Here is a 23,199-nt window from a genome sequence, read left to right as displayed (position 1 = left end):
ATATCGTTCCGAACCATCCGGCCACTCAGCCGTCGGGCGGCAGACGCCACTGGCTGTTGGCATACACACCAGGCTTGAACACCGGTATGCGAACGTCTTCCAGCTCCGCGTGATAGGGATTGGGATTGGTCAGCACATTGACGACCGGCACCAGCACGTCTGCGAGCGGATGGGGGAAGGGCAGCGCGGCCAGATAGCTGATCAGCCCGCCCGGTACGGTCGTGGTCAGCGAAGTCAGCGACAGCAACACCGAATACTGGGTCTGCTGTTCGAAGAACAGCAGACCGATTTCATCGCCGGCCTGCAGCACTTCGCCGAGTCCCGGCAGCATCACCGGATCACCCTCGTCGAGCCAGCGGTTGGTGCTGTGCTCAGCTTCGAGCAGACCGGTGACCTGATCATCGATCAGATACAGCTTTCCATTTCTTTGCAGACCGACACCGATCAGCGCGATGGCTTCATGCGTCGCCCCCATGCCGGGGCTGACCGTGATGCGACCGACAGTCGGCACGCCGGCCAGCACGTAATCGTCCTCGGGAATCGTCGCCAGGGACACGAACGTGGGCCGCCCTGCACCCATGGGGATGTCGACCGTCACCTGATCCTCCTGGACCGGCAGGCTGCCGACGCCCGACAGGCTGCCGAACGGCATCTCGTCCAGGGCAACGCCGATTTCCGGTCCGGCCGGGGCATTCACCGAGGACTGTACCGAGATGCACAAGTCGGGCAGCGTCTCGAATTCCTCGCTGTCGAAGCCTTTCAGGTAATGGTCATACCAGGCGAGAATCGCATATACGCCTTGCACGCCGCCGCAATTGGCGGGGCCGTCCACCTGTTGCGCGAACGGCGAGAGATGGCCGCTTTCCATGCTGATCAGCCGGGTATCGCCTCCGGCCTCGCGGAAGTAGCGCCAGTTCACGTAGGCTTCCGTCAGATTGAACAGGCCGTCGCGATTGCCCTGCAGAAACAGCGCCGGCACCGGTCTCAGTTTCGCTTCCGACTCGCCATGGCCCCAGGGCTCGCCTGTGGCCTGCTGGCGACGGAAATAGCCCATGCCCTGGTCGAACAAACCGATGAATTCATCCTCGGTCACCGGATGCGGCGAGGCCAAATCGCGGCCGATGCGCTCGATCAGATCGTCATAAGTACGAACATTGAACGACAGCGGCTGGCGCACCGCCGCACTGTTGCACATGGTGTTCACCGCTGGCGTATTGATGGTGCCGACCACCGCCCCGTCCGAAGGCACCACGGCGAACAGGCACAGCAGCTGAATCCAGGATTGCTTGAGCGCGCCACCGGCGGCCAGCGAATACAGCAGGTTGTTCCAGGTGGCGATCGGCACGATCGTGTCGATGCGCCGATCCAGCGCCGCCAGCGGCAACTGCGCGGCGCCGCCATAGCTGTAACCGAGTGTGCCGACTTTCAGATCCTTGGCGATGCCCGTGTCGTCCTGGCGCCACAGGTGGAATTCCTCGGCGCGATCATAGAGCCAATCGAGCAGGGCCCGGGCATCCACAGTTTCCATGTCCGGGCTGTTGAGTCGCGCATAGCCGCCGCCATTGCGCGGCTGGCTTTCACCGTGTCCGCGCTGATCCCAGCTCACCACCACGTAGTTGTGATAGGCCAAGGCCTGGGTCATTTCATCGATCGAGGTCAGCCCCGCGTGCTCTGGGTACAGGGCGCCGTCGGCTGCCAGCTCGGTGCGCCGTGAGCCACCGTAGCCGTGCGTCTGCAGCACCAGCGGAAAGACCTCGCCTTCGCAGCGTTCGGGCAGCATCACCGTCAGAAAGATTTCGGTGGTCGGCAGGGGATCGACACTCGGATCCACGTCCTGCGGCACCGGGCTGGTGAACGAATACGAGGTGGCGCTGGCCGCCGCTGGCGCATCGCAGGCCTGATCCACGAACACCTCACCACCGCCGTTGGTGCCACCATCGACGTCGTCGCTGGAACCACAGGCTTGCAACAGAAGGACGGTCGCGAGACAGCAGAGCAACCGGGTCGGCATGAATGCATGCATGGCAGATTCCTGATGGCAGGGAACGAAAACGTGATCCGCTTTTCGCCCAGTTCCACCTTGCGCCGCAAGGACAGACCGCGCCACGCAAACAGCTTGCACAGTGATACCAGACCTCCCGACAATGCCAGGCCTGCGAGTCCATCGCTCCCACTTCCCCTCCGCAAGCCCTTGGAAAGCCCCCCATCCACACGCGGCACGGCCAGTCGCATCGGCCGTTTCCCGTACGACCCCGTGCGCCTGCCCTTCTTCTACGGCTGGGTGATCCTGATCGGCGCCACGCTGGGCGTGCTGATGAGCGCGCCCGGCCAGACCGTGGGTGTCTCGGTATTCACCGATTTCCTGATCGAGGCGCACGGGCTGTCACGCAATCTGCTGAGCCTGGCCTATCTGGTGGGCACCATCGGCAGCGCCCTGCTGCTGTCGCGCGTCGGACGCGCCTACGACCGCCATGGTGGGCGCTGGCTGGCGGTCGGTGCCGCATTGATGCTCGCGCTGGTCCTGGCCGGCCTGAGCGTGTCGCCGATCGCAAGCACCACCCTCGCCTCGCTGCTTCCGCAAAGCCATTCCGGGACTGCCGCGTTCCTGGTCATGACGGTCGGCTTTTTCCTGTTGCGCTTCTTCGGGCAGGGCGCCCTGACGCTGGCTTCGCGCAACATGGCGATGGAGTGGTTCGAGAAACGCCGCGGCCTCGCCAATGCCGTGCTCGGCGTCTCGGTGGCGTTCGGCTTCTCGTCGACACCGCGGGTTCTCGAAGCGCTGATTCAGCACGGCGGCTGGCAATGGGCCTGGCGGATGCTGGCGCTGGTGCTCGCCGGATTCGCGCTGTTCGCATTCATCACCTTCCGTGCGCGACCCGAGGACCACGGTCTGCGGCCCGACGGCAATCTCGCGCTCAAGGCGCGCAAGACCCATGCGGAGACCGATGCCGGACGTTCGTTCACGCTGTTCGAGGCGCGTCGCACCTACAGTTTCTGGGTGTTCGCGCTGAGCGCGGTGCTCTGCGGCCTGCTGCTCACGGCCTGCACCTTCCACGTGGTGTCGATCTTCGGTGAGGCCGGTATCAGCCGTGAACGCGCGGTCGGCGTCTTCATTCCGGCCGCCTTCATCGCCGTGAGTTTCGAGTTCGTCGGCAGCTGGCTCAGCGACTACATCAAGCTCAAATACCTGGCGATGGTGCAAATGGCCGGCATTGTCGTGCTGTCCCTGGCGCTTGCCACGCTGACCGAGACCCGGTCCATGCTGCTGGTGATCGTCGGCATCGGCATGATGCAGGGCATGTTCGGCATCACCTCGAGCCTGGCCTGGCCACGTTTCTTCGGACGACAGCACCTCGGCGCAATCTCCGGGTTCGTGATGTCGCTGGTGGTTGCCGGCACCGCCGTCGGCCCCTATCTGTTCAGCTTCGTCCACGATGTTTTCGACAGCTACGCGCCTGCGGCCACGGCCTGCGCCGTGTTCGGCGCCGCGCTGCTGCTTGCGGCGGCACGCGCCGAGCGCCCGCAGTAGGCCCGGATCCCACAGCCGACCGTTCAGGCCAGTTTTTCAATACGCAGCGTAGCGCCGTCCGCAGCGACCACACAAACGGTATCGCCAGTGGCGCACTCCGGCCCGCTGACGCGCCAATGGCTATCGTCGACACGCAGCTTGCCGACACCGTTGACGATCGGCTCGTCCAGCGTGAACACCCGGCCCACATAGGATTCGCCGCGACGGTTCAAGGTGGGCCGCTCGCTGACGAAGCTCAGCGGCTTGAGCTTGCGCCAGGCCAGCACCGCCGCCACCGACAGCACACCCCAGAGCACGAACGCCAGTGTCCAGTCCAGCGTCGGAGCCAGCCAGGACACGCCGCCGACCACGATCGCCGCGGCGCCCACCCACAGCAGGATGAACTCGGTCGGCAGAAACATCTCCAGCACCAGCAGCGCGAATCCCAGCGCCAGCCAATGCCAGAACTCGAACGTCACTGCCCGCCTCCGCCACCGAGCTTCTTGGTCAATTCGGTGATACCGCCCAGGGCGCCGATCACATTGCTGGCCTCCAGCGGCATCAGCACCAGCTTTTCGTTGGGGCTGGTGGCGATCATGCGCAGCGCCTCGATGTAGTTGTTGGCCACGAAATAGTTGATCGCCTGGATATCGCCTTTCTCGATCGCCTGCGAGACCATCGTGGTCGCGTTGGCTTCGGCCTCGGCCGCGCGCTCGCGTGCCTCGGCGTCACGGAACGCGGCTTCCTTGCGGCCTTCGGCCTCCAGGATCTGCTCCTGCTTCTCGGCCTCGGCAGCCAGAATCTGCGCCTGACGCTCGCCCTCGGCCTTGAGGATCGCGGACTGGCGCGCGCCTTCGGCTTCGAGTATCGAGGCTCGCTTGAGACGCTCCGCCTTCATCTGCCGCGCCATCGCGTCGACCAGATCGGTTGGCGGGCGGATGTCCTTGATCTCCACGCGCGTGACCTTGAGTCCCCAGGGCGTGGTGGCGTCGTCGACCACGGTCAGCAGTTGCGCGTTGATGTGGTCGCGCTGGCTCAGCAGCGAATCCAGGTCCATCGAGCCCATGACCGTACGCAGATTGGTCATCGTCAGATTGAGGATCGCGTTCTGCAGGTTGTGTACCTCGTAGGCCGCCTTGGGCGCATCCAGCACCTGGAAAAACACCACGCCGTCGACCCCGACCATGGCGTTGTCCTTGGTGATGACTTCCTGCGAGGGCACGTCCAGCACCTGCTCCATCATGCTGATGCGGTGACCGATGCGATCCACATACGGCACCAGCCAGTGAAAGCCCGGCCCGAAGGTGGCGCGATAGCGGCCGAAGCGTTCGATCGTGTACTCCGTGCCCTGCGGCACCGTGACCACGCCGCGCCAGGCGGTGACCAGCAGAAAGACCCCGACCACGATCGCCACGATTGTGCCCATGTCCAAGACCCCGATTGTGTCCATGTCCGCCCCCTTTGAAGCCGGATTGTAGCCCGGTCCGCAGCTGCGCCAATCCCCTATGCTTGCGATCCGTTCGAAGCTCAAATGCAAACTGCCCCATGCGCAATCTGATTCTTCACAACCCACGTTGCAGCAAATCCCGACAGGCTCTGGAGCTGGTCCAGGCGCGCGGCATCGACGTCGACATCGTCGAATATCTCCAGCAGCCGCCGACAGCGGCCGAACTCGCCGAAATCTGCGATTTGCTGGACATCTCGCCATTGCAGCTGATGCGCACCCAGGAAGCGCTGTTCGGCGAGCTGGGCCTGTCGCGTGACAATGGCTACAGCGACGCGCAGTGGCTGGCGGTACTGGCCGAACACCCGCGGCTGATCGAACGCCCGGTGCTGGTCTACAACGGCAAGGCGGCCATCGGCAGGCCCCCAGAGAACGTGCTGGACATCCTCTGAGGCCGCCCCCCCCCGCGTCAGAATAGTTGTCGCCCCGATTGGAAAGCCATAGAGGGGGCGAAAGGATGATGACGGGGCTCGATACGGACAAGGATTCAAGGACCGGGCGGTGGCGCGATTGCTACCGCCGGAGAGTGCAGGCGTGAAGGACGTGGCCGCCGCGGTAGGTGTGTCGGCGGACACCTTGGAACGATGGAGATCGGAAGCTTTGGCGTGCACTTCGTCCATTTGGGCGGGACGCGGGCGGGGGGGAGCTATACCATTCGGACCATGCTCAAAGGCTCGGAACGAGAGCTTGAGCTCATTCTGTGCACGACTCAGGCAGGTTGTGCTCAGGGCGGTGACGTCGCCCTCGATGAGACCGGAATGACCGTGACGTTCCCGCATGACTGAATCGGCTATGGTTGCTGACCCAAGCGTGCAATCGCTTGCTGGAATAATCGTCCGGCGGTCAGGCTCGCCCTTGGCGTCGAACAACAAACTCTTGCCCCTACTTGGCCCGGAGCAAACACGATGAACTTAACCCGTAAACCCCTGGCCGGCCTGTTGCTGCTAGCGTCCGTCTGCGGCGTGGCCCACGGCGAAGACCAGGCTCTGGAACAGGCGATTGCCAGCGACACGCGCACGGCGAACTATGTTGAACGAGATGATTACCGGCACCCCTACGAAACCCTGAGTTTCCTCGGCATCAAGGACGACATGACGGTAGTGGAAATCTGGCCGGACGGTGGCTGGTACACCGAAATTCTGGCGCCGTATCTGCGCGAGAATGGCAAGTTCTACGCGGCCCATTTCAGCGCCGATTCCAGCTCTTCGTACTTCCGGGATTCTCGGCAGACGTTCATCGAGAAGATGGCGGCCACGCCGGCGCTCTACGACAAGGTGACGCTCACCAGCTTCAGCCCGCCGGACGAACTGTCGATCGCGCCGGCCGGTACCGCGGATCTGGTGCTGACGTTCCGCAATGTGCACAACTGGTACATGCGCGGCGGTGGTGACGAGAACGTGCTGGCTGCATTGTCGGCCATGTTCACCGCGCTCAAGTCCGGTGGCGTGCTCGGTATCGTCGAGCACCGCCTGCCGGAAGCCCGCTCGCTCGACGATCAGGAGGCCAGTGGCTACATGCGCCAGGACTACGTGATCGAGATGGCGCGGAAAGCCGGCTTCGAATTGGCGGAGACCTCCGAGATCAACGCCAACCCCAAGGATTCGGCCGATCACCCCAAGGGTGTGTGGACGCTGCCGCCGTCATTGCGTCTGGGCGACGAGGACAGGAACCGTTATCTGGCGATCGGTGAAAGCGACCGCATGACGCTGAAGTTCGTCAAACCCTGAGCGAAGACCTCATTCTCAGGTTTCGTCCAGCGCTGCTTCGGCCCAACCGCCGCCCACGGCCTTGAACAACTGGGCGGCGGCCAGCAGCCGGTTGTAGCGCGCCTGCACCAGGCTGTCCTCGGCGGACAGGCGCGTGCGCTGCGCATCGAGCAGGGTCAGCAGGTCTTCGCTGCCGGCTTCGAAGCGAATCAGGGCAAGACGGTAGACCTCGCGCGCCTGCTCGGCGGCCTGTTCCAGAATCACGGCGCGATCGCTGGCGGTGCGCTGCGCGACAAGGCTGTCTTCGACCTCCTTCACGCTTTCCAGCACGGTTTGCAGGTAGCTCGCCGTCAGTTCCTGTTGTGCCGCTTCGCTGAGCTGGACCTGGGCGCGCAGCGCGCCACCGTTGAACAGGGTCTGTGCCAGCGATCCGGCCAGCGACACGAACTGGCTGCTGCCACCGGTCAGTGCGCCGGACACGCCGGCCGACAATGAAAGCTCGACCCTCGGCAACAGTGCGGCACGCGCGGCGCCGATGTCGGCATTGGCGGCGATGAGGCTGGCCTCGGCGATGCGGATTTCGGGACGCTGCTCGAGCAAGGCGCTGGGCACACCCGGTGAGGGGTCCGGCACCGTCAGCGCGGCGATGGGCGCGGCCGCAAGCTCCGAACCCGGCTCACCGCCGAGCAGAACCTTCATCGCGTTGCGGGCACTGGCCAGGCTTTGCTGCAGGCTCGGAATGGTGGCGGCAATCGACAGCAGCGTGGTCTTTTGCTGGGCCAGTTCCAGCGCGGTGGCGGCACCGGCGTCGTAGCGCACCTGCACCAGGTCCAGCAGTTCCTGCGCGGCCTCCAGGTTCTGGCGCGCGATGTCCAGCTGTTCGCTCAATGCGAGAATCTGGAAATAGCTCGTGGCGACGTCGGACTGCAGCACCAGAACCACGGCGGCGCGGTTCCAGCGACTGGCGTCCAGGCGGGCCAAGGCGGCTTCACGTGCGGCCCGATTGCCTCCCCAGAGGTCCAGTTCGTAACCGACGCTGAGTGAAGCCTGGTCGGATTCCCCGCTGTCCCAACGGCCGTTCTGCTCCTGGCGATTACTGCTAATGGAGCCGGACGCCGAGGCGTTCGGCAGCAGATCGGCCGAACCGATGCGCAGCGATGCGCGCGCCTGGTCGATGCGCGCCACGGCGGCGCGCAGATCGAAATTGCTGGCCGTGGCCTGTTCGATGAGCGCGTCCAGCTGCGGGCTACCGAAGCTGCGCCACCATTGCGGGGCGACGGCATCCGGCAGGCCGGCGGCGGATTCGAATTCGGCACCGATCGGTGCCTGGGGCCGCTCGTAGACGGGTACCTGGCTGCAGGCGCAGAGCAGGCCGGCGGTGAGCGTGATGGAGGCGAAACGCATGTTCATTCGGAGGCCAGCGCGGTGACGGGGTCCATGTAGGCGGCCTTGCGCGCCGGCAGATAGCCGAACAGCAGACCGGTGGCGAAAGCCGAGCCGAACGCCAGCAGCGGCGGCGCGGCGGTGAAGGCGACCTTGCTGCCCAGCGAACCGGCGATGATGCCGGCGCCGAAGCCGAACAGGACGCCGATGAGGCCGCCGATGCCGCAGACCACCAGGGCTTCGGTATTGAACTGCAGCAGGATGTTGCTGCGGCGCGCGCCGGTGGCCATGCGCACGCCGATCTCGCGGGTCCGTTCGGTGACGTTGACCAGCATGATGTTCATCACGCCGATGCCGCCGACCAGCAGCGAGATCGCGGCGACGGCGCCGAGCATGACCGTCAGCGTGTCCTGCGCGGACGACACCATTTCCATCAGCGATTCGGTGCTGCGAATCTGGAAGTCCTCGCTGCCGTGACGCTGCATCAGACGCTGGCGGATCGCCTCCTCGGTGGCTTCGGCCTGATCGGCGTCGACGATCTTGAGGTTGATCGAACGCAGGTACTGCTGGCCGAACAGGCGGATGAAGCCGGTGCTCAGCGGCACCAGGGCGACATCGTCCATGTCCGAGCCGAAGGCATTGGCGCCCTTGGGCGCGAGTACACCGATCACCTCGAACGGCGAATTGCCGATCAGTACGTATTCGCCCACCGGGTTCGGACGGTTCGGAAACAGGTTGTCGGCCACGGTCTTGCCGAGTACCACCACGGCCGAATAGCCGGCCACATCCTGATCGTTGATGAAGCTGCCGGCGGACAGCGTCCAGTCCTGCATGTGCTGGTAGTCCGGCCATACGCCGGAGATGTCCGATCGGTAGTCCACGTTGCCGAAACGCAGCGTGGCTTTGGTCTCGCGCTCCGGCGAGACGTAGGCCACGTTGTCGAGCTCGCGCAGGGACTGCGCATCGGCCACGGTCAGCGTGGCCACGTCACCGGACGGACGCGTGCCCGGCGCGCCGGGCCGCACCAGCAGCAGGTTGCTGCCCATGGATTCGATCCGTTGCAGCACGTCCTGCTTGCTGCCGTTGCCGATGGCCAGCATGGTCACCACCGCGGCCACGCCGATGACTACACCCAGCAGTGTCAGCAGGCTGCGGAACAGGTTGGCGCGTAGCGAGCGCAAGGCCATCTTCACGGCCTCCATCAACTGTGGTGCCCAATGCGGATGGCGCGCTCCGGCGGGCCGCTCCAGCGTCACCGGATTGGCGGCCGAGACACCACTGTCGTCAAGCACGCGGCCATCCAGCAACTGGATCACGCGCTGCGCATGCGCGGCCACGTCCGCATCGTGGGTGATGAGGATGATGGTGTGACCCTGGGTGTGCAGGTCCTTGAGCAGGGCCAGCACTTCCTCGCCGGTGTGCGAATCGAGCGCGCCGGTGGGTTCGTCCGCCAGGATCACCTCGGCGCCGTTCATCAGCGCGCGCGCAATCGACACGCGCTGCTGCTGACCGCCGGAGAGCTGGTTCGGCCGGTGCTGGCCGCGATCGCCGAGGCCCAGGCGGGCCAGCAACGCCTGTGCACGCGTGGCACGCTCACGCTTGTTGCGGCCGGCATAGATCGACGGCAGCTCCACGTTCTCCGCGGCCGAGATCGAGGGCAGCAGGTTGTAACGCTGGAACACGAAGCCGAAGGTATCCCGCCGCAGCGCCGCGAGTTCATCCGCATCCAGGCGCGCCACGTCCATGCCGCGCACCTGGTAGCGTCCTTCGCTGGGGCGGTCGAGGCAGCCCAGGATATTCATCAGCGTGGACTTGCCGGAACCGGACTGCCCGATGATGGCAACGAACTCGCCGGCCTGGATTTCCAGGCTCAGGTCGTCGAGCGCGCGCAGCAGGGTGTCGCCGCTGCGGTAGACGCGGGCAACGCCGTCCAGTTTGAGCAGCGGCTCGCTCACAGGCGCGGGCCCATCATGCGCGGACGGCGCTCGTTCTGTTGTGCGCCTGTCGGCGCCGCCGTGACGACGCGGTCGCCGACCTCGAGTCCGGACTTGACCTCGGCCAGCAGCCGGCTGGTCACGCCGATCGTCACTTCCCGCGTCTGCGGGCCCTGCGGTGTCAGCACCGTGGCTTCGTAGCGCTGCGGTCCGCGCTGCCGCAGCGCGGTGATCGGCACCACCGGCACGCCATGCGCCTCGCCCAGCACGAAGAACACCTGCACCGTCATGTCCGGCAGCAACAGGCGTTCGTTGTTGGCCACGTCGATCAGCACGTTGTAGAGCACTACGTCGTTGACGATTTCCGGCGTCGGCTGGACCTGCCGCACGGTGCCGGACCAGCGCCGTTCCGGCATGCCCAGCGTCGTGAAATAAGCTTTCATGCCCGGCTGAATCTTGTTGATGTCGGCCTCGGTGACCTGTGCCCACACCGTCATGATGTCGAGGTTGGCCACCTGCACGATCACCGGCGTGGACTGATTTGCGTTCACGGTCTGGCCTTCCAGCGTGGTCTGTGAAACCACGGTGCCGTCCATCGGCGCGAAGATCTTGGTGTAGCCGAGATTGGTCAGATCGCGCGCCAGCGAGGCGGCGGCGGACTTGAGCTGCGCCTGAGTCGCCTTGACGCTGGCACGGGCTACCGCCAGCGCCGCCTGTGCCTGATCCACGGTGTCCTGGCTGACGGCACGCGATTCGGCCATGCGCTGGTTGCGCTCGTACTGCTGCTGCGCCAGCACCGCCTCGGCGCGCTGCTGCGCGAGCTGCGCTTCCAGGTTTTCGATGTCGGCACGGTCGCTCTGGATCGTCGCCTCGATGGTGCTGGCGTCGATCTCCGCGATCAGGTCGCCTTTCTTGACGCGATCATTGATTTCGAAATGCACGGCCTCGACCCGTCCGGACACCTGCGTGCCCACGTCGACGTACTCCTTGGGTTGCAGCGAACCCACGGCGGTGACGGTGCGCTCGATATCGCCGATCTCCACCACGCTGCTCGGTGGTGGCGCTTCCTTCTTGCCGCCGAGCCAGGCGTGCGCGGCGAAGCCGCCGGCCATCAGCACGAGGATCACGGCCAGTGCGATCAGCCAGCGGCGGGTCTTGGAAGAAGCGTTCATCGGGTCTCGCGGCAAGGGAAATTCGTCGAATACAGCATCGCTGCCGAATGTGCAGCAATTGAGGAGAAATCTTGAATTCATCGCCGCGCTTCTTGCACATGCCGTCGCGCGGCGGCCCTAATACCCCACGCCCGATCACCCGGCCGACCTTGCGCTACCGTCCCGGCATGACGCTCAAGCTGTTCATCGCCCTGCTCGCCATGAGTGTGCTGGTGGCGGCAGCGATGGGCGCGGCGGCGCGTCTGAGCTTCACGCGCGGCTTTCTCGGTTATCTCAACGAAGTGGGCGTGCAGCGCATGCAGCGCCTGGCGCCGCGTCTGGCCGACGAGTATCGCGAATACGGCGGCTGGAACCATCTGCGACACAGCCGGCGCGACTGGTTCCGGCTGATGCGCCCCTCATCGGATGACAGTGGTCCGCCGGACACCGCCGATTTGTTGCCGGAACTGACCGGCGCCAATTTCCGGCTGGGCCTGCTCGATGCGGACGGACAGTCGGTGGCCGGGTTCCCGGAACTCACGGCGGACGCGCTGCGCCAGCCGGTCGTCATGGATGGCGAAACCGTCGGCTGGCTGGCGCTGATGCCGTTTCAAAGTCTCACCGAAGCGGCCGACTTGCGGTTTCTGCGCCAGCAACGCCTGGCCAGCTGGTTCGTCGGCGGCGCCATCGTGCTGCTGGCGGCGATCCTGGCCGTGCTGATCACGCAGGGCCTGATGCGTCCGGTGCGCGGGATTGCCGCCAGCACGCGACGCCTGGCCGACGGTGACTACAGCAGCCGAGTGGACGTCGCCACCCGCGACGAAATCGGCCGCCTTGGTGAGGACTTCAACCGCCTGGCACTGACGCTGGAACGCAATGAGCAACTGCGCCGCGCCTTCATCGCCGATGTCTCGCACGAGCTGCGCACGCCGCTGTCGCTGCTGCGCGCGGAACTGGAGGCGATCGAAGACGGCGTTCGCCCGTTGACGCAGTCTTCCGTGAAATCCCTGCAAGGTGAGGTGGCGACGCTGTCCAAGCTGGTGATGGACCTCTACGACCTGTCGCTGGCGGATGTCGGTGCGTTGGCGTATCGAATGGTCTCCGTGGATCTTGTCGACGTGCTAGACGTCACGGCGGCCGCCTGTCGCGGGCGTCTGCTCAGCCGCGGGATCGCCCTGGACGGACCAGCTGCGGAGACGCCGATCGTGGTGTCCGCAGACGAATCGCGGCTGCGGCAACTGTTCGCCAATCTGCTGGAGAACTGCCAGCGCTACGTCGACGAAAATGGTCGTGTCTCCATCAGTGTGTCCGTCGAGGGCTTGTTCGCAACCGTGGACATCGACGACAGCGGCCCCGGTGTGCCGCAGGACTCCCGGCAGCAGTTGTTCGACCGCTTCTTTCGCGTGGAAGGCTCGCGCAATCGCGCCAGCGGCGGCGCCGGACTGGGGCTGGCGATCTGTCGCAACATCGCCGAAGCGCATCAAGGCAGCATCGAGGCGCTGGCCTCACCCATCGGCGGTCTGCGCATTCGCGTCGCGCTGCCGCTGGCGGTGCCGGCATGAATGCCGCGCGCATCCTGATTGTGGAGGACGAGGTCAGGCTTGCCGGGCTGATGGCCGACTATCTGCGCGCCGCCAGCTACGAGGTGGACTTGGCGCACGACGGTCTCGCGGCGATCCCGGCGCTGCGCGCGCAAACCTACGAGCTGGTGCTGCTGGACTTGATGCTACCGGGCCGCGATGGACTGGACATCTGTCGCGAGCTGCGCAGCTTCTCGGACGTGCCGGTGATCATGGTGACGGCGCGCGTCGAGGAGATCGACCGTCTGCTCGGGCTGGAAATCGGCGCGGACGATTATGTCTGCAAGCCGTTCTCGCCGCGCGAGGTCGTGGCCCGCGTGCGCGCGATCCTGCGTCGTCGTCGTCGCGATTTCGCAGTCGATGGCGCGATGGACGAACCGGCCCTGGATATCGATGAGGCCCGGTTTCGCGCCAGCGTCGGCGGCAAGGTCCTGGACCTCACGCCGGTGGAATTTCGTCTGCTCAGAACGCTCGCTGGCGCGCCCGGCCGCGTGTTCTCGCGTGAGCAGCTGCTGGACCAGCTCTACAACGATCACCGCGTCGTGACCGACCGCACGGTGGACAGTCACATCAAGAACCTGCGTCGCAAGCTGCAGCAGGCCGCGCCGGAGCGCGAGCTGATCCGCTCGATCTACGGCGTCGGCTACAAGCTCGAATGAGCGGCTACAGGATCTTCAGCAACAGCTTGACGATTTTCGAGGTCGTCTTGGTGTACGGCGGGTAGAACAGGAAGGCCGCCGGAACGCGTGCGCGCAGCACTGCGCGTTCATGCGAGAACGCCTTGAAGCCGTACTCACTGTGCGCGTTGCCGATGCCGGAATTGTTGACGCCGCCGAACGGCAGATTGCCGTGCACGAACTGCATCACCGTCATGTTGATGCAGGCGCCGCCGGAGCTGGTGTTGTGCAGCAGCTTGTGGATGTTGAGTTCGCTCTTGCTCCACACGTACAGCGCCAGCGGCTTGGGCTGGGCGTTGATCTCGGCGATCACCGCATCCAGGTCGGTGTAGCTGATGATCGGCAGGATCGGGCCGAAGATTTCCTCGTCCATGATGCGTGCGCTGCGCGGGATGTCGCCGAGCAGGGTCGGGGCGATGAAGCACTCGTTGACCTGGACATCGCCGCCGAACAGCACCTTGGCGCCCTGCTGGCGCGCGTCATCCAGCAGCCCGCCAATGCGCTGCGTGTGGCGTTGATTGACCACACGCGCCAGCGAGCGACTCTGCAACTGATCCGCCGCGGTCTTGCCGTAGGCCTGTTCCAGGGCCTGCACGCAATGACCGATGAAGGCCTCGCGCACGCTTTCATGCACGTAGATGTGATCGGGCGCGATGCAGGTCTGGCCGTTGTTGGTGTACTTGCCCCACAGCACGTTGCGCGCGGCCGCCTTGAGATTGGCGGTTTCGTCGACGATGGTCGGCGACTTGCCACCGAGTTCCAGGGTCACGCTGCTCAGGTGCTTGGCCGCTGCCGCCATCACGACCTTGCCGATCGCCGGACTGCCGGTGAAGAAGATGTGATCGAACGGCAGATCCAGCAGCGCCTGCGAGGTCCCGGCATCACCTTCGAACAGGGCCACTTCATCTTCCGGAAACACCTCGCGCACGATCTTGCCCATCAGCGCGGACAGATGCGGCGTCATCTCGGAAGGCTTGATGATCGCGGTATTGCCGGCGGCGATCGCGGAGATCAGCGGACCGAAGGTGAGGTTCACCGGATAGTTCCACGGCGAGATGATCAGGCAGCGGCCCTTGGGTTCGCACTGCACCCAGGCCGAGTTGCCGAGCATCATCCGCGTGGGCCGCACCTTGTGCGGCTTCATCCACTTCTTGAGATGCCGCATCGCGTCCCGCGCCTCGGACACCACGGGCAGGATTTCGGTGAGGTCCATTTCGGCCGGCGGCTTCTTGAAATCCGCCTCGCCGGCTTCGTACCACTGCGGCATGTAGGACTGCACGGCTTCCAGCAGGCGCTTGATCTTGGCGATGCGCTCGGCCGGTGTGGAGGTGCGCAGGCGTAGCGCGGTGTCGCGCTGTTTTGCGAAGGCGGCCTGCAGATCAGGTTGCTCGCTGGGTTCGGTCGTGTCCGGCGCCGCATTGGGCAAATGGCTCACTACGGTATTCATGGGCTGCTCCTTCCGTTTCCGCTCACGCTCAGCCTGAACGATCGTTCGATTATAGGTGCGGCTGGGCGCCGCTTCAGGACAAATGGTGCCACGTCCGAACGCCATTCGTTCATTCCGGATGCGACACCGCAAGCGTAAGGTAGACGCCAGAGAGCCGTCCGCCGAAATACGCATGAGCATCCTGCATCTGCCGCACGCGAAACCGCGCGTGATCCTGTTCGACTGGCACGCGACCCTGGTCGACACCATGGACGCGATGTACCACGCGGTGGACGACGTGCTGCCGCGCCTGGTCGAGATCGGCTTGCACGATCGCGTGGTGCCGCCCGCGCAGTCCAAGACCATGGAAGACGCGAAACTGGTCAAGTACATCCGCGAGCATGGCCGCCTGCATCCCAAGATCAAGGCCGAGCGCCGCGTCTCGCGCACCGACATTTTCGAGCTGCTGTTCGGCGAGGATCAGGAGGCCAAGCGCATCGCCCATCGCGAGTTCGACAAGAGTTACGGCAAGCACTTCGGTGCGGTCAAACCCTTGGAGGCCGATGCGCGGCAACACTTGACGGCGCTGTCCGCGCTGGGGATACGCCTGGGCGTGCTGTCGAACCGCGCGCGCCAGTTCATGGCGCACGAAATCTACATGGTGGACGGCACCGGCTGGAATGAGCTGTTCGACACCCTGGTCTGTGGCGATGACGTGGTGCAGCGCAAGCCGCATCCCGATCTGATTCTCAAGGCGCTGGACAACCTGGGAGCGCCGGCCGATCACGGCTGCTGGTACGTGGGCGACAGCACCACCGACGTGATCGCCGCCAACGAGGCCGGCGTGACCTCGGTGTTCTACAACGGCGCCGGCTGGGATCAGGCCTGGATCGACAAAATCTTTCCCGAAACGCCGCGCCATCCACATCACCCGGATACCGTGGTGGCGAGTCTGCCGGAACTGTTGGCGCTGGCGCGTCGCTTTGTCGACAGCGCCGCATCGGTCGATAATGCCGAAACCGGCACCGACCGCGGAGCAGATTGATGGGCACGCCGATTCGCAAGGATGATCGACACTACACCTACGCGGACTATCTGAAGTTTCCGGAAGATGAGCGCTGGGAGATCATCGACGGCGTGGCCTACGGGATGTCGCCGAGTCCGTCAGATGCGCATCAGAGCCTGAGCGCGGAAATCCTCGCGCAAGTGCACGCACAGTTGCGCGGCAAGCAGTGTCATGTGCGAGCGGCGCCCTTCGATGTTCGCTTCAACAGCGCCGACACCAGCGACAGCATCGTGCAACCGGACTTGCTGGTCGTCTGCGATCGCAGCAAGATCACGCCGGCGGGGCTGATCGGAACGCCGGACTGGGTCGTCGAAATCCTGTCACCGAGCACCGCCAGCACGGACCAGATCACCAAGCGCGCCCTGTATGAACGCTACGGCGTGCCCGAATACTGGTTGGTCCATCCCGTGGACCGCATTCTGACAATCTACCGGCTGGACGCCGGGGCGCGCTATGGCGCCGCCGACATCCGCGAACTCGGCGGCCAGACCGAAGTCGCGGCCGTGCCTGGCCTGGAGATCGACTGGGACCTCTGGGAGCCGCTGTTCGAACCGAGCTGAGCCTGCCAGGAGTCTGCTAGCTGCCCCAGACGTGCATGCCGTACTTGTAGTAGCCGGCCACGTTGTTGAGCCGCGCGTCCTGATCCGCCGGCACCGGGATCAGTTCGCCTTCGATCAGTGATTGCAGGTAGGGCGCGAGCACCGCACCGCCACCGCCGGTGAGCACCACCGCGTCGATATCCCAGTCGTCCGCCCACAGGCGGTTGACCTCGGTGGCGATGCGCGAGGCGAGGCCGCTGAAGGCCTGCTGCACCAGCTTGGTGATGTCGTAGCGCTTGCCCTTGATCTTGATCGAACCCTTGCCGACCGCGTCGTAGAGCCGGTACAGCTCCACGCTGACACCGCTCTTCTCCATCAGGGCATTGGCGATCGCCGAGAAGGCCAGCGAGATGCCGGCGTCCGAGGACTGCGAGCCGCGTTCCGAATAGCGCGTCTTGTCGCTGATGGTGTAGTCGGCGGTACGAAAGCCCACGTCGATGATGCCGATCTTCTCGGTGACGAAGCGCTGGCTGGCCGGCTTGCCGATGTCGTTGAGCATCAGATCGAACATCGAGCCGAAGGGCTGCGGAATCACGCGCACGCGCTCCACCGAGATCACCTTCTCCTCGCGCTCGCCATTGGGTTTGATCAGGTTGAAGCTGTGACGCCGCTGCAGCAACTGCGTGAGCGTGTCCTTGTACTTTCGGTAGAAGCTGATCGGCAGGCCGGTCACGATGCGCACCGGATCGTTGCCGCTGATCAGCGGTGCGGTGGCGCCCAGCGCCAGTGTCTGCGCGTACTTCTGCAGGAACTGAGACTGATCCAGCGTGAAACCGCGCCCGCGCGACTGCGCCTCCGCGAGTTCGCCCAGAAAATAGCCTTCGCCGCCGACCTCGATATGGCGCGCATAAGGCGCATTGGCCTGCAACAGCGGCTCATTGAACTGGATTTCCGTGGATTCCCCGACCACGGACTTGAAGATCTGGTACTGACGACCATCGGTGGCCTTGGTGAATCCGAAGCCGATATCCACACCGAGGACTTGCATTGGACTGCCCCTGATACGTAATGCTGTTTATTGAGGTTCTGGGCGACACTGGACGATGCGCCCCGCTTTCTAGCATGCGCACCAGAGCAATCCAAGCCGCCACCGCGTATGCCGGGCTCAGCGGTGCGGGTTCGACAGCGCCGCCAGCCCCTGGGCGTTGGCTTCCCAGTTCTGCCCGTCGAAGTCTTCGATCTGTACCGACGCCAGCGTGGACGGATCGATACAGCGCAGATTGACCGAGTAGCCGTCCGGATTCGAGCGCGGCACATAGAACGACTTCACGCCGCAGATCGAGCAGAACAGATGCTGCGCCACACCGCTGTTGAAGGTGTAGCGACTCAGCCGGTCCTCACCGCTCAGCAGCGAAAACCGATCATGCGGCACGATCAGGTGCAGAAAATCGTGCATCCGGCAGATCGAGCAGTTGCAGCGCTGCACGGTGAGCTTGGTCGGCGCCGTGACTTCGAATCGAACGGCGCCACAATGACAGCCGCCGCGATGCACGGCCAGGGTCTCGGTGGGCATGGGACTGCGTTAAGCTTTCGGGAATGAGGCAATCCTTCACCAAAATGCACGGTCTCGGCAATGACTTCGTCGTGATCGACGCGACGCGCCGGCCGTTCGTGCCCAGCGCGGACGATCTGCGCCGCATCGCTGATCGTCGCTTCGGCGTGGGCTGCGACCAGATTCTGGTGGTGGAGCCGGCCTCGGCGCCCGATATCGATTTCGATTACCGCATCTACAACGCGGACGGCAGCGAGTCCGGCCAGTGCGGCAACGGTGCACGCTGTCTGGCGCGCTTCGTCCGTGACAAGAAACTCAGCGAACGCGACACGATCCGCGTGCGCACGCAATCCAGCGTGCTGGTGCTGCAGTTGCTCGCGGATGGCCAGGTTCGTGTGGACATGGGCGCGCCGCGATTCGAACCGGCCGATATTCCGATGCTGGCCACGCAGCGCGAAACGCGGTATCGCCACGAACTGGATGGCGCCACGCTGGAATTCGGCGCGCTGAGCATGGGCAATCCGCATGCGGTGATCCTGGTCGACGATCTCGACACCGCGCCGGTGCGCACGCTGGGACCGCGCTTGCAGACGCAGGCGATCTTTCCGCAGCAGGCCAACGTCGGCTTCATGCAGATTGTCGATCGCGACACCCTCCGCCTGCGCGTCTATGAACGCGGGGCCGGCGAAACCCTGGCCTGCGGCAGCGGCGCCTGCGCCGCTGCGGTGATCGCCCGCCTGTGGGATCGCGTCGGTAAGGCCGTGACGGTGCAACTCCCAGGTGGCAGTCTGCAGATTGAGTGGGACGGTGAAGGGCAGCCAGTCTTCATGACCGGACCCGCAAGCACGGTATTCACGGGGGATTTGGAGTGGTTCAATCAGTGAAGGACGAGGCGACAGAGACGGGCACCGCTATGTCCGAAGAAGCAGTGATCGCCTTTCTCAAGCGCAGCCCGGATTTCCTGCTGCGGCATCCGCATCTGCTGGAGACCCTGGAGGTGCGCCACGGCAGCGGGCCGGCCGTTTCCCTGATCGAACGCCAGGTGGAGATCCTGCGTGGCAAGAACGCGCGGCTCGAAGACCGCCTGCTGCGTCTGGTCGACGCGGCGCAGGAGAACGAAAAACGCGTCAATGCCGCCAACCGCCTCGCGCGCGCACTGCTGCGCGCGCCGACGCTGGCAACAGTCGTGTCGAGTCTGGCGCGGGTGATGCGCGACGACTTCGGCGTCGACGAGGTCTTCGTCGGCGTGCACGCGCCGACCCTGCTGCGTCAGGACATCGACGGACTCACGCGGCTTGACGCCAGCGGCCAGATCGTCCGCCATTTCAATGACTTCTTCCGCACCAAGTTGATCGACTGCGGCCCGATCAGCGAAATGCGGGCGAAGCTGCTATTCCCCAAGGCACGGCCGCTGCCGTTGTCGGCGGCGATCGTGCCGCTGGAGAAGGAGCGCAATCTCGGCATGCTGGCCCTTGCCGCCCGCGACGCGGATCGCTTCCAGCCCAAGCAGGGCAAGTATTTTCTGGAAATGACGGCGGACCTCGTGGCCGCCGCCCTGCGCGCGAGACTCGGTTGACGCTGCGCGAGGACATTGCACGTTACCTCGACGTCCTGCGCGATGAGCGACGCCTGTCTGCGCACAGTGTGGCTGCCGCGCGACGCGACCTGGCCGGATTCGCGCAACTGTGCATCGAGCGCGACATCGAACGCGCCGACCAGATCGACACCCACAGCGTGCGCGCCTATGTGATGGCCTTGCGCCGCAAGGGCCTCAAACCCGTGAGCGTGCATCGCCACCTGTCCTCGCTGCGCAGCTTCCTGCGGGAATTGGTGGAGCGTGGCGAACTCAAGGCCAACCCGGCCGCCGGCATCCGCCCGCCGAAACGCGACAAGCCGCTGCCCAAGACCCTGTCGGTGGATCAGGTCGAGCACCTGCTCAGGCCCACCGGCGACGACGCCCTGAACCTGCGCGACACCGCGTTGCTGGAACTGTTCTATTCCTCCGGCCTGCGGCTGGCGGAACTTGCGGCGCTGGATGTGGACGATCTGCTCGGTGGCGACGAGGTTCGTGTCACCGGCAAGGGCAGCAAGACCCGCATCGTGCCGGTGGGCTCGATGGCGCACCAGGCCATCGCGCATTGGCTGAAGCGCCGCGGCGACTGGCTTCGCGGCGACGAATCCGCGCTGTTCATTTCCAGCCGCGGCCAGCGCATGAGCGTGCGCAGCATCCAGCAGCGCGTGCAGGCCCGCGGCGCGCGAGCGGGTCTGGACGTACGGGTGCATCCGCACCGCCTGCGTCATTCCTTCGCCACGCATCTGCTGGAATCCAGCGGCGATCTGCGCGCCGTCCAGGAATTGCTGGGGCACGCCAGCATTTCCACCACGCAGATCTACACCCAGCTCGATTTTTCGCACCTTTCGAAGGTTTATGACGCGGCGCACCCACGCGCGCGGCGCAAGGGCTGAGCGCGCCGCACTTGAACGAAGCCGTCGCGGCCCCCACATTGGCAGTTCGTTTTCAGGCTCCCCCGAACGCCATGCAACAATTTGACGGCACCACCATACTTTGCGTCCGCCGCGGCCATCAGGTCGCACTCGGCGGTGACGGCCAGGTTTCCCTTGGCAACACCATGATCAAGGGCAACGCGCGCAAGGTGCGCCGGCTCTACGGCGACAAGGTCATGGCCGGATTCGCTGGCGGCACCGCCGACGCCTTCACCCTGTTCGAGCGCTTCGAGGGCAAGCTGGAGAAGCACGGCGGCAATCTCACCCGCGCCGCCGTCGAAATGGCCAAGGACTGGCGCACCGACCGCATGCTGCGGCGCCTTGAAGCCTTGCTGCTGGTGGCCGACGCCGAGACCTCGCTGATGATCACCGGCAACGGCGACGTGATGGAGCCCGAACACGGCGTCATCGCCATCGGTTCCGGCGGCAGCTTCGCGCAGTCCGCCGCCATCGCCCTGAGCGAGAACACCGAACTGTCCGCCCGCGAAATCTGCGAGAAGTCGCTGCACATCGCCGCCGACATCTGCATCTATACCAATCATTCGCTGACGATCGAATCGATCGACAGGCCGGGCACCGAGTCGGCCTGAGCGCCCCGCGCCGCCGACACATCCCACGAACAACGAGCACGCCATGGACACTCTCACCACCCCCGTGACCGCCAACCCGACCGACGAGAACGGCATGATGACCCCGCGCGAAATCGTGCAGGAACTGGATCGCCACATCGTCGGCCAGGCCGATGCCAAGCGCGCTGTCGCCATCGCGCTGCGCAACCGCTGGCGCCGAGGCCAGGTGCCGGAACAGCTGCGCGGCGAGATCACGCCCAAGAACATCCTCATGATCGGCCCGACCGGCGTCGGCAAGACCGAGATTGCGCGCCGCCTCGCGAAGTTGGCGAACGCGCCGTTCGTGAAGGTCGAGGCCACGAAATTCACCGAAGTGGGTTATGTCGGTAAGGATGTGGAGTCGATCATCCGCGATCTGGCCGATGTCTCGATCAAGAAGACCCGCGAACAGGCGATGCAGCGCGTGCACGCCCGCGCCGAACTCGCGGCTGAGGATCGTATCCTCGACGCTCTGGTGCCGCCGCCCAAGGATTTCGACGAAGCCGCGCAACAGCGCCAGAACGAAAACAGCGCCGCGCGCCAGGTCTTCCGCAAGCAGTTGCGCGAGGGCAAGCTCGACGACAAGGAGATCGAACTGCGTCTGAGCCAGTCCGCGCCGCGCATGGAGATCATGGGGCCGCCAGGCATGGAGGAAATGACCCAGCAGCTGCAGTCCATGTTCCAGAACATGAACCAGAACCGCAGCAAGTCGCGCAGGATCAAGATCGGCGAGGCCACGCCGCTGCTGATCGACGAGGAAGCTGCCAAGCTCGTCGACGAAGAAGCCATCCGCGCCGAGGCGATGCACAACGCCGAGGAAAACGGCATCGTCTTCATCGACGAAATCGACAAGGTCTGCAAACGCGGCGAGTACGCCGGCGCCGATGTCTCGCGCGAAGGCGTGCAGCGCGATCTTCTGCCGCTGGTGGAAGGTGCCAATGTGACCACCAAATACGGCGCGATCAACACCGACCATGTGCTGTTCATCGCCAGCGGTGCCTTCCACATGGCCAAGCCCTCGGACCTGATTCCGGAATTGCAGGGCCGCCTGCCGATCCGCGTGGAACTCGACGCGCTCAAGGTCGGCGATTTCGAGCGCATCCTGCGCGAACCGGCGCACTCGCTGATCGAGCAGTACAAGGCATTGATGCTGACCGAAGGCGTCACCGTCGATTTCACCGATGACGGCATTCGCCGCGTCGCCGAGGTCGCCTTCCAGGTCAACGAAACCACCGAGAACATCGGCGCGCGCCGCCTGCACACGGTGATGGAAAGGCTGATGGAGGAAATCGCCTTCGACGCACCGGATCGCGATGGTCACACGCTCAGGATCGACGCCGCCTACGTCAACGACAAATTGCAGGCACTGGCTGGCGACGAAGACCTTTCGCGCTACATCCTGTAACGGGTCCACTCTAGGGTGAGTAGTTACGATTATCCTTAACTGGCGGCCATTGACGGGCGGTATTCACCAAGGTCAGCACCCAAACCGTGCCCCGTCGATCTCATACACCAGCCTATAGCTTTCGTGCGGTATCAGCTCGCGGGTGCCTGCAATCTTGCCCGTTTTGCCCATCTTTGGATGCGCGGCAAGTCGAGCGGCCGCATCGCTGAAAAGCTCATCCATGCGAACAGCCGCGCCGGGGCTATCGGCCACGATGTGGTCCCAAATGTCGGCGCGGTCTTGTTCCGCTTCAAGTGTCCAGACGACTATCACGCCTGACTCGCCGCCACCTGGTTGCGCCTGGCAGCGAACGCGGCTTCAACCTCATCATTCGACCGGCCTCGACCGGCACGCATTGAGGCACGGCCAGCTTCTACCTTGCGCCGCAGATATTCGTCGTATTCGCGGGCCTGGCGGCGCTGCTCAATGTAGCCGCGCATTAGCTCGCGCATGACCTGGGAGGCAGGCCGATCTTCGCCGGCCACTTCGGCCATGAAGTCGGCGCGCAACTCCGGTTCCAGCTTCATCGTGAAAACGGCTTCTTTCGTCATGGTGCGCTCCTTTGTAAAGGTACTGACACGGTATATACCGTGTCAGTATAAAGCGCACGCTGACA

Annotated in this window: 22 protein-coding genes and 2 pseudogenes; 13 read left to right on the top strand and 11 right to left on the bottom strand. The window is 64.7% G+C overall.

The features are described from left to right. Positions 1-25: 25 nt before the first annotated feature. Entirely contained in the window at positions 26-2,023 is a 1,998-nt protein-coding gene (locus tag RM530_RS15790) for a CocE/NonD family hydrolase (protein WP_311366223.1), read from the bottom strand. Positions 2,024-2,191: 168 nt separating this feature from the next. On the opposite strand from RM530_RS15790, the gene RM530_RS15785 reads away from it, so the two are divergent. After that, entirely contained in the window at positions 2,192-3,529 is a 1,338-nt protein-coding gene (locus RM530_RS15785; RefSeq protein ID WP_311366222.1) for an MFS transporter, read from the top strand. A gap of 23 nt (positions 3,530-3,552) precedes the next feature. On the opposite strand, the gene RM530_RS15780 is transcribed toward RM530_RS15785, so the two are convergent. Both RM530_RS15780 and RM530_RS15775 read right to left on the bottom strand, forming a co-directional pair. Then, positions 3,553-3,987 (bottom strand): NfeD family protein, encoded by a 435-nt coding sequence (locus tag RM530_RS15780; RefSeq protein WP_311366221.1) that lies wholly within the window; start codon positions 3,985-3,987, stop codon positions 3,553-3,555. Beyond that, complete coding sequence (locus tag RM530_RS15775; RefSeq protein ID WP_311366220.1) at positions 3,984-4,958, bottom strand: SPFH domain-containing protein; 975 nt, start codon at positions 4,956-4,958, stop codon at positions 3,984-3,986. Before RM530_RS15775 ends, RM530_RS15780 begins: the two co-directional genes overlap by 4 nt. A 95-nt stretch (positions 4,959-5,053) precedes the next feature. On the opposite strand from RM530_RS15775, the gene arsC reads away from it, so the two are divergent. The 3 genes and pseudogenes from arsC (at position 5,054) to RM530_RS15760 (ending at position 6,739) form a co-directional block, all read left to right on the top strand. Next, the gene (arsC, locus tag RM530_RS15770) at positions 5,054-5,404 is read left to right on the top strand and encodes an arsenate reductase (glutaredoxin) (protein ID WP_311366219.1); all 351 of its coding nucleotides are present in this window, start codon (positions 5,054-5,056) and stop codon (positions 5,402-5,404) included. 76 nt (positions 5,405-5,480) lie between these two features. Further along, a pseudogene (locus RM530_RS15765) lies at positions 5,481-5,618 on the top strand (transposase); the annotation flags it as partial. 299 nt (positions 5,619-5,917) lie between these two features. After that, entirely contained in the window at positions 5,918-6,739 is an 822-nt protein-coding gene (locus RM530_RS15760; protein WP_311366218.1) for a class I SAM-dependent methyltransferase, read from the top strand. A 15-nt stretch (positions 6,740-6,754) separates the two neighbouring features. Here RM530_RS15760 and RM530_RS15755 read toward each other — a convergent pair whose 3' ends face one another. Genes RM530_RS15755 through RM530_RS15745 form a run of 3 tightly spaced genes read right to left on the bottom strand, consistent with a single transcriptional unit; the run spans position 6,755 to position 11,207 of the window. Beyond that, positions 6,755-8,128 carry an efflux transporter outer membrane subunit gene (locus RM530_RS15755; RefSeq protein WP_311366217.1) on the bottom strand — a complete coding sequence of 458 codons (1,374 nt, stop codon included), beginning with the start codon at positions 8,126-8,128 and terminating at the stop codon, positions 6,755-6,757. Beyond that, positions 8,125-10,056 (bottom strand): MacB family efflux pump subunit, encoded by a 1,932-nt coding sequence (locus RM530_RS15750; RefSeq protein ID WP_311366216.1) that lies wholly within the window; start codon positions 10,054-10,056, stop codon positions 8,125-8,127. Before RM530_RS15750 ends, RM530_RS15755 begins: the two co-directional genes overlap by 4 nt. Continuing rightward, a complete protein-coding gene (locus RM530_RS15745; protein ID WP_311366215.1) occupies positions 10,053-11,207 on the bottom strand; it encodes an efflux RND transporter periplasmic adaptor subunit in 1,155 nt (384 codons plus the stop codon). Before RM530_RS15745 ends, RM530_RS15750 begins: the two co-directional genes overlap by 4 nt. A 71-nt stretch (positions 11,208-11,278) precedes the next feature. On the opposite strand from RM530_RS15745, the gene RM530_RS15740 reads away from it, so the two are divergent. Further along, positions 11,279-12,748 (top strand): ATP-binding protein, encoded by a 1,470-nt coding sequence (locus tag RM530_RS15740; RefSeq protein WP_311366214.1) that lies wholly within the window; start codon positions 11,279-11,281, stop codon positions 12,746-12,748. After that, complete coding sequence (locus RM530_RS15735; RefSeq protein ID WP_311366213.1) at positions 12,745-13,425, top strand: response regulator; 681 nt, start codon at positions 12,745-12,747, stop codon at positions 13,423-13,425. Before RM530_RS15740 ends, RM530_RS15735 begins: the two co-directional genes overlap by 4 nt. Before the next feature lie 4 nt (positions 13,426-13,429). Here the strand turns inward: RM530_RS15735 and RM530_RS15730 are convergent, their stop codons facing one another. Next, the gene (locus RM530_RS15730) at positions 13,430-14,890 is read right to left on the bottom strand and encodes an aldehyde dehydrogenase family protein (protein ID WP_311366212.1); all 1,461 of its coding nucleotides are present in this window, start codon (positions 14,888-14,890) and stop codon (positions 13,430-13,432) included. Between the two features lie 172 nt (positions 14,891-15,062). Here RM530_RS15730 and RM530_RS15725 point away from each other — a divergent pair, with 172 nt between their 5' ends. Then, positions 15,063-15,914: an HAD family hydrolase gene (locus RM530_RS15725; RefSeq protein ID WP_311366211.1), complete on the top strand. Its 852-nt coding sequence runs from the start codon at positions 15,063-15,065 to the stop codon at positions 15,912-15,914. After that, on the top strand, positions 15,914-16,495 hold the full coding sequence (locus RM530_RS15720) for a Uma2 family endonuclease (protein WP_311366210.1): 582 nt from the start codon (positions 15,914-15,916) through the stop codon (positions 16,493-16,495). The genes RM530_RS15725 and RM530_RS15720 overlap by 1 nt, the downstream gene beginning before the upstream one ends. 16 nt (positions 16,496-16,511) lie before the next feature. Here the strand turns inward: RM530_RS15720 and RM530_RS15715 are convergent, their stop codons facing one another. Both RM530_RS15715 and RM530_RS15710 read right to left on the bottom strand, forming a co-directional pair. Beyond that, positions 16,512-17,522, bottom strand: coding sequence for a ParM/StbA family protein (locus RM530_RS15715; protein WP_311366209.1), 1,011 nt, complete (start codon positions 17,520-17,522; stop codon positions 16,512-16,514). 117 nt (positions 17,523-17,639) lie between these two features. Continuing rightward, positions 17,640-18,047, bottom strand: a complete 408-nt coding sequence (locus RM530_RS15710) for a GFA family protein (RefSeq protein WP_311366208.1) — start codon at positions 18,045-18,047, stop codon at positions 17,640-17,642. Between the two features lie 23 nt (positions 18,048-18,070). Here RM530_RS15710 and dapF point away from each other — a divergent pair, with 23 nt between their 5' ends. From dapF to hslU, 5 genes are all read left to right on the top strand, one after another. Further along, entirely contained in the window at positions 18,071-18,910 is an 840-nt protein-coding gene (gene dapF / locus RM530_RS15705; protein WP_311366207.1) for a diaminopimelate epimerase, read from the top strand. A 29-nt stretch (positions 18,911-18,939) separates the two neighbouring features. Then, positions 18,940-19,602 carry a DUF484 family protein gene (locus RM530_RS15700; protein WP_311366206.1) on the top strand — a complete coding sequence of 221 codons (663 nt, stop codon included), beginning with the start codon at positions 18,940-18,942 and terminating at the stop codon, positions 19,600-19,602. After that, a complete protein-coding gene (xerC, locus tag RM530_RS15695) occupies positions 19,599-20,492 on the top strand; it encodes a tyrosine recombinase XerC (protein ID WP_311366205.1) in 894 nt (297 codons plus the stop codon). Before RM530_RS15700 ends, xerC begins: the two co-directional genes overlap by 4 nt. Before the next feature lie 71 nt (positions 20,493-20,563). After that, positions 20,564-21,121: an ATP-dependent protease subunit HslV gene (gene hslV / locus RM530_RS15690; protein ID WP_311366204.1), complete on the top strand. Its 558-nt coding sequence runs from the start codon at positions 20,564-20,566 to the stop codon at positions 21,119-21,121. Positions 21,122-21,218: 97 nt separating this feature from the next. Next, positions 21,219-22,544 carry an ATP-dependent protease ATPase subunit HslU gene (gene hslU, locus RM530_RS15685; protein ID WP_349256261.1) on the top strand — a complete coding sequence of 442 codons (1,326 nt, stop codon included), beginning with the start codon at positions 21,219-21,221 and terminating at the stop codon, positions 22,542-22,544. A gap of 10 nt (positions 22,545-22,554) precedes the next feature. On the opposite strand, the pseudogene RM530_RS15680 reads toward hslU, so the two are convergent. Both RM530_RS15680 and RM530_RS15675 read right to left on the bottom strand, forming a co-directional pair. Continuing rightward, positions 22,555-22,856 (bottom strand): annotated as a pseudogene (locus tag RM530_RS15680) (type II toxin-antitoxin system RelE/ParE family toxin). Then, complete coding sequence (locus RM530_RS15675; RefSeq protein WP_311366201.1) at positions 22,853-23,134, bottom strand: antitoxin of toxin-antitoxin stability system; 282 nt, start codon at positions 23,132-23,134, stop codon at positions 22,853-22,855. Before RM530_RS15675 ends, RM530_RS15680 begins: the two are co-directional and overlap by 4 nt. Positions 23,135-23,199: the final 65 nt, after the last annotated feature.

It is taken from the genome of Banduia mediterranea, from assembly GCF_031846245.1.
GTDB classification, from domain to species: Bacteria; Pseudomonadota; Gammaproteobacteria; order Nevskiales; family Nevskiaceae; genus Banduia; species Banduia mediterranea.
The sequence above is the reverse complement of the archived record's forward strand: the minus strand, read 5'-3'. Positions and strand labels throughout refer to the sequence as shown.